Source organism: Mesorhizobium sp. M7A.F.Ca.CA.003.01.2.1 (assembly GCF_003998945.1).
Lineage (GTDB): Bacteria > Pseudomonadota > Alphaproteobacteria > Rhizobiales > Rhizobiaceae > Mesorhizobium > Mesorhizobium ciceri.
In genome coordinates this window covers 1-6,479 of the sequence record NZ_RZRA01000235.1, presented here as the reverse complement: position 1 = coordinate 6,479, position 6,479 = coordinate 1, and the positions used below count along the sequence as shown (strand labels likewise).

At 63.9% G+C, this 6,479-nt stretch carries 6 protein-coding genes and 1 pseudogene; 2 read left to right on the top strand and 5 right to left on the bottom strand.

Translation table 11 applies throughout. The annotated features are described in order from the left end of the window. Nucleotides 1–143: 143 nt before the first annotated feature. Nucleotides 144–581, top strand: a complete 438-nt coding sequence (locus tag EN969_RS12245) for an RpiB/LacA/LacB family sugar-phosphate isomerase (protein WP_127419146.1) — start codon at nucleotides 144–146, stop codon at nucleotides 579–581. Between the two features lie 24 nt (nucleotides 582–605). On the opposite strand, the gene dhaL is transcribed toward EN969_RS12245, so the two are convergent. From dhaL to oiaX, 4 genes are all read right to left on the bottom strand, one after another. After that, a complete protein-coding gene (dhaL, locus tag EN969_RS12240) occupies nucleotides 606–1,247 on the bottom strand; it encodes a dihydroxyacetone kinase subunit DhaL (protein WP_027163948.1) in 642 nt (213 codons plus the stop codon). Between the two features lie 26 nt (nucleotides 1,248–1,273). Beyond that, complete coding sequence (locus EN969_RS12235; protein WP_063167518.1) at nucleotides 1,274–2,281, bottom strand: dihydroxyacetone kinase subunit DhaK; 1,008 nt, start codon at nucleotides 2,279–2,281, stop codon at nucleotides 1,274–1,276. A gap of 129 nt (nucleotides 2,282–2,410) precedes the next feature. Then, complete coding sequence (locus EN969_RS12230) at nucleotides 2,411–3,745, bottom strand: four-carbon acid sugar kinase family protein (RefSeq protein ID WP_027163946.1); 1,335 nt, start codon at nucleotides 3,743–3,745, stop codon at nucleotides 2,411–2,413. A gap of 4 nt (nucleotides 3,746–3,749) precedes the next feature. Next, complete coding sequence (gene oiaX, locus EN969_RS12225) at nucleotides 3,750–5,000, bottom strand: 3-oxo-isoapionate-4-phosphate decarboxylase OiaX (RefSeq protein ID WP_063167519.1); 1,251 nt, start codon at nucleotides 4,998–5,000, stop codon at nucleotides 3,750–3,752. 174 nt (nucleotides 5,001–5,174) lie between these two features. Here oiaX and EN969_RS12220 point away from each other — a divergent pair, with 174 nt between their 5' ends. After that, entirely contained in the window at nucleotides 5,175–5,888 is a 714-nt protein-coding gene (locus EN969_RS12220; protein WP_063167520.1) for a transcriptional regulator NanR, read from the top strand. 2 nt (nucleotides 5,889–5,890) lie between these two features. Here EN969_RS12220 and EN969_RS12215 read toward each other — a convergent pair. Beyond that, nucleotides 5,891–6,479: pseudogene (locus EN969_RS12215) on the bottom strand (hypothetical protein); the annotation flags it as partial.

Here is a 6,479-nt window from a genome sequence, read left to right as displayed (position 1 = left end):
GGATATATCGACATTCTGAGAAAGGCGTCGGCCGCCATCGCGCGCTAACCGCGCGAGCAATTCCGGGAAAGTGTGAAGCGGTTTTCCGTCCGGAATTGCGTCAAATCAAAGAGACAGAGACAAAAGCAAAGGAGTTCATCATCATGAAGATCGCACTCGGAGCCGACAGCGCCGGCAAGCCGCTGCTCGATGTCATCGCCAAGCATCTCGCCGCCAAGCCGGAGTTGCAGGTCGTCGACCTGAGCCAGGCCGGCTTCTACGCCGATATCGCCGCCTCGGTCGGCCACGAAATTCTCGACGGCAACTACGACCGGGCCATCCTGTTTTGTGGCACCGGCATCGGCGTCAGCATCTCTGCCAACAAGGTGCCGGGCATTCGCGCCGCGTTGACCCACGATACCTATTCCGCGGAGCGCGCCGCCAAGTCCAACAACGCCCAGATCATCACCATGGGCGCCCGCGTCATCGGTCCCGAACTGGCGAAATCGATCGCCGACGCATGGCTTGCCTCCGAGTTTGATCCGAATGGCCCATCTGCCGCGAACGTGCAGGCCGTCGACAAGCTCGACGCCAAGCGCTGAAAGACGCGGCAAGTCCGCTGATGATCAGTCGGTCAAGGCGGTCCGCATCGCCTCGATCACGGTGACGGCGGACGCAGCGCCCGGATCCATATGGCCAAGCGAACGTTCGCCGAGGCGTGATGCCCGGCCCTTGGTGGCCACCATCGCTTTGGTCGCTTCCGCGCCTGTCTCTGCCGCCTGGGCGGCGGCCTTGAGACTGGCGGCCAGATCCTTGCCTGAGGCCAGCGCTTCGCCCGCCGCTTGCCCCGCCGGCGCCCATGCATCGATCATCGTCTTTTCGCCAAGCTCTGCCTTGCCGCGATCCTGAATGCCCTTGGCCATGGCCTGGAACAGGGCGACCACATCCGCGTCGTCGAGCGCCGTCTTGCCCTTGACGGCTGCCGCGGCGCGCATGAGCGCGGTCGCATAGAGCGGACCGGAGGAGGCGCCGACCGCATTCAGGAACGACTTTGCCGCCGTGTTCAGCAAGGTGGTCGGATCGGTCGCCGCGGTGTCCAGTCCGGCCACCGCATCGCGCGCAGCGGAAAATCCAAGCTCCATCGCGATGCCGTGGTCGGCGTCACCGATAACCCCGTCAAGCGCGCACAGCCTGTCCCTGTCTGCTGACATGGAGTTTGCGATCGCCGCGAACATCGTGACAAGGCGGGCAGTATCGATTGTCGTCATGTCTTAGTCCTTGCCACAGAGTGGGTTTAGCCGGCGCGAAACATGGCGCAGTCGCAGGGGTGGTCCAGCATCGTCTGCAACTCGCCGTCCAGCCGATGCAGCGTGATCGAGGCCCCGGCCATTTCGAGCGAGGTGCAGTAATTGCCGACCCAGCTTGCGTGGATGGACACACCGATCTCATCAAGCCTCTGCTTCACGCGCAGGTTCATGATGTAGAGTTCCATCAGCGGCGTTGAGCCCAGCGAATTGACGAGCACCGCGACCTTGTCGCCGCGCGCCGGCGCCATCTCGTCGAGGATCCTGTCCAGCATCTCGTCGGTGATCTCATCGGCTGTTTTCAACTTTTCGCGTGCGATGCCGGGCTCGCCGTGGATGCCCATGCCGATCTCCATCTCGTCCGGCCCGATCTCGAAATTTGGCCGGCGGGTCTGCGGCAGCGAACAGGGCGACAGCGCCACGCCCATGGTGAAGGTGTGGTCGTTGGCCTTGCCGGCGATGCGCTCGCATTCGTCGAACGACAACATCCGGTCGCAGGCGGCGCCGGCCGCCTTGAAGATGAAGAAATTGCCGGCGACGCCGCGCCTCTTGTGCCGCTGGTCGCGCGGTGCCGAGGCGACGTCGTCGGTGCTCAGCACCGTGCGCACCTCGATGTCGTCCATCGCCGCCATCTCGGCCGCCATGTCGAAATTCATCACGTCGCCGGCATAATTGCCGTACATGAACAGCACGCCGGCGCCGCCGCTGACCGCCTTGGCGCATTCGAGGATCGGGTCCGGCGGCGGCGAGGCAAAGACATTGCCGATGGCCGCAGCGTCAGCCAAGCCCTTGCCGACAAAGCCGAGAAAGCTCGGCTCGTGGCCCGAGCCGCCGCCGATGACCAGGCCCACCTTGCCCTGGCGCGGCCCGTCGCGGGCGACGATGGAGCGTGGACTGCCGTCCACGCTTTTGAGATGGCGGGGATGCGCTGCCAGGATGCCTTCCAGCATCTCGTCGACGGCGCGGTTGCCATCGTTGATGATCTTCTTGGTCTGCACCCGGCATCCTCCCGACTTCGGCATTTTCGCAGATAATACCGGGTGTTACCGGGATTTCCACCCGGCAAGGCGTATTTCGCGCGCTGAGATGTTCCCACGGCCAACACCTGGACGCAGGCGCTGGCTGTTTCAACCGCCGAGGCCGTCGCGGATGGCTGAGAAATAGCGATCGGTCCCGACCTGGCCGCCCTTGAGCGCGACCTCCAGTCCGTCGATCGCCTTGACGCGCGAGTGGGCAACGCAAAGCGGGGAACCCGGCGAAGCGGGCAGCGGCATGCGAATTGTCAGGGCATCGACGCCCGTCTCGCCGAGTGCGTGGCTCGACGTGTCGCCGCCTGCAATGACCACGCGACGCAGGCTCTGTTCCACCGTCAGGTTGCGAAGGATTTCTCCGAGGCCGCGGCCAAGCCTGTGGCGGGCGCCTTCCTCCCGGTCGATTTCGGCGCCCCTGTCGGCAGTGGGGCCAAGCGCGGTGTAGAGGATGACGCTGCGCCCGGCTTGCAGACTGGCACGGCCGCTTGCCGTTGCGCGCGTGATCGCCTGCTGCGAGGCCTCCGAAACCAGTTCGACCGGATCGACCTCGATGCCGTCGAAACCGTCGGTCAGGGCATGCCGGATCTGTCGTTCGGTGGTCGGCGAGCAACTGCCCGACACGACGGCTATCCGCTCGGCAGCGCCCGGCGGTGTGAAGCCTGGCCCAGCGCTGACGACGCCATTCGACGTCCATTCGGCCAGCAGCGCATATTCGACACCGGACGAGCCGACGACAAAAGAACCGCCGGGCTTGCGAACGCGCCACAGTTCCTTGCCGGCCAAAACCTGCGTCTCCAGACTGTCGACATCGACAAGCACGATGGCGGTGCCGTTTCCGGTCAGGCGATCGAACGCCGCCGACCGCGATGCCGACTGCAGCGTCGCAAGATCGACCAGCCCGGAGCTCAGCGCCGTCTGCCGCGACAGATGGATCAGCAGATCGGACTCATCCATTGGCGTCGTCGGGTGACGGCTCATCACCGGGTGGCGATCAATGCGGAAATATTGGTCGCGATAGGCCGCGAACAGATGGCCGAAAGCGGTATAGCGCTTGAGCTGCGGCGCGCCGACCAGCAGCGGCACGCTATCCTGCGCGAACACCGAGCGGCCGACCTCGATGGCTCGGCCGATGCTGCCGATCGTCGGGCTGGAATCGAAGGTCGAGCAGACCTTGTAGTGGCAAATCTCGGCGTTAAGCGTCTTCAGCCAGGCGAAGGCATCGCGCAGATGCGTGTCCATCCATTGCGGCGTCTCACTGCGGCTGGTGCCGGCCAGCCCTATCGCCCGGCAATGGCCAAACCGGGACAGCAGGGCCGCGTCCGGCTGGCGCATGAACAGCACGGTCGGCACGCCACCGAGCTCGAGCGCCTCCATGACATCGGTCGAGCCGGTCAGGTCGTCGCCATAATAGCTGAGAAGCAGGTCCTGCATCGTCTCAGGCTGCCTTGCCGTCGCCGAATTTTTCGATCGACCGCGCCAGTTCGGGATGGTTCAAGGCGAAGTCGGCCAGCGGAATGCCGTCGACCGCCGATTGCCAGGCTTGCTGCACGGCACGTACGCCGGCGCCCGGTCCGTCCGGATGGCTGACGATGCCGCCGCCGCAGAGATAGAGAAGATCCACGGTCCGGCCGGTTCGTGCATATGTCTCGGGCGCCTGACCGCCCCACTGGCCGGAACCTGCCACCGGTAATGCGCAGTCCCCAGCCGAAAAGATCGGCGTCGTCACCGCCTTGAAGGATTCGACGAAAGAGTCATCCGGTTCCCAGTATTTCGAGGCGATGCCGTTGATCTGGAACTGGTCGACGCCGAGCAGTCGCCAGAATTGCTGCCAGACCTTGAAGTCCATGCCGAGGCCGGGGTGACGGGTGAGGATGTCCCAGCCGTTGCGATGAGCATGCAGCACCAGGCCGGAGCGTTTTCTCAGGAATGCCATGCCGCCAAAGCCGATCGAATTGATGTTGATAACAGCACAATTGCCGCCGGCCTTCGCCACCAGATCGTGGTTGCGCATCATCTCGTCGGGATCGGCGTGCGAAATGCCGAAGGCATACATCACCTTCTTGCCGGTCTTCTGCTCGTGATCGAGGATCAGCGGCATGATTGCCTTCACCCGTTCCGACAGGGGCGAATAGGCCGGGCTCATCAGCTTCTCGTCATCCTTGATGAAGTCGACGCCGGCGGCGATCAGTTCCGCCACCATTGCCGCCGTCTCGTGCGGCCGCAATCCTAGCGCCGGCTTGACGATCGTGCCGATGATCGGGCGGTCAGTCACATTGGTCAGCCGGCGGCTGCCGGCGACACCGAACTGTGGGCCGGGATGTGCCCCGCGATACTCCTCCGGCAATTTCATGTCGACGACGCGAATCCCGGTAAGGCCCTTGATCGAATAGGTGCCGCCGATGGCAATCGTCATCAGCGCCGAAAGGTCGGTGCCGATGGCATCGAACGGAAAGGCGATGTCGACATCGGCGCGCCTGAACGGCCCCTTACCGTCATTGGGAAGCGACGGCCGCTCGGCATCGGGCAGAGGCCGAATCGCCAGCACACGTGCCGCCACCCGGGCCTTCAGTTCCTCGGTCTCGCCGGGCAGCGCTACGAAGGTGCCGGTCGACTGATCGCTGGCGATCTTGGCCGCCAGCGCTTCGATGCTTCCAGGCGTTTCGATGCGGTAGGTGAGGGTGATCATGGTCCGCTGTCTCAAGCCGAGGCGTTCGAAAAAGGTTCACTGGTGTTTCGAATCTGGTATAATGAGTACATAAGTATTGCAAGTCATATCCGGCAGCGGGATCGACAGACGGCAATTCCGGGAATTGTGGCGGCAGTGTTAGATAGGGCCGGGTCAAGGGAGTGATTCGCGGCGATGAACCGTTCGGAACCGATTGTCCGGCGCAAGCTTTCCGATGAGGTCTTCTTGCGGCTGAAGCGCCTGATCACCAGCGGCGAGCTGATGCCAGGCGACGACATGCCCTCGGAGCGCGAGCTGATGGAGCGCTTCGAGGTCGGCCGCCCCGCGATCCGCGAGGCGATGCAGGCGCTGAGCAATATGGGGCTGGTTGCGATCTCGCATGGCGAACGCGCCAAGGTGCTGCAACTCACCGCCAAGTCGATCATCAAGCAGGTCGACGGCGCCGCCAAGATCATCCTGTCGTCATCGAAAGACACGCTGGAGCACCTGAAGACCGCGCGCATCTTCTTCGAGCGTGGCATGGTCAGGGAAGCCGCCGAAAAGGCCACCGCCGAGGATGTGCTGCGGCTGCGGGCCACCGTTGCCGAACAGCGCGGCTTTCGCGGCGATTCCGAAGCCTTCATCTCCGCCGACATGAAGTTCCATACACAGATCGCCGCGATCTCCGGCAACCCGATCTATGTCGCCGTCAGCGAGGCGATGCTCGGCTGGCTGAAGGAATACCACACCGAAATGCTGATCTGGACCGGCAAGGAAAAGTTCACGCTCACCGAGCACGAAGAGATCATCGGCCGCATCGAGAAGAAGGATGCCGATGGCGCCGAGAAGGCGATGATCAAGCATCTCGAACGCTCGCGCGCGCTCTATGTGATGAACTCCGAAAAATAACGTCAGTCGATCCGGACGATCTCGTAAGGCGTCATCACGAGATGGCCTCGGCCAAAAGCTGAAATGTCGACTTGCACGTCGTCCGCCGTCAGGTTCGCCAGCCACACGACAGTGTCGCCCGAGGCCGAGCGTCCAGCCAGCGCCAGCACCTTGGTCTCATCGCTCGTCCCTGCGGCCACATGCGCAAGGCCGGCCAGTTCGCAAAGCCCCTTGATGGCTCTGAAGAGCGGCCGGGGCGATCCTTCCGCGACGGGTTCTCCGGATGACGCCAGCACGCCGAACGGTCCGGTGAAGCTGGAGAGCGTGAGCTGTTCCAGCCCAGCGGCTGCGACGCGCGCGGCATAGCCGACCGTCCAAGCCGCCGCGAACTGGCCGGCATGGCGCGGATCGCTGTCGGCCATGGCAATGCGCTGTCCCCCGGGATTGGGTTTGGTCGCTCCGCCATAAGGGTTCTGGCGCATGGCAATCGTCGACGGTCCGATCCGGTAGGGCTTTGCCCCGAAGATAGCCCGTGCCGATTGGGTGATGAAAGGCAGCGCCTCCAGCGACTGCATGACGCTGAGATCGTCGGCGGCGTGCACGATCGGGCAG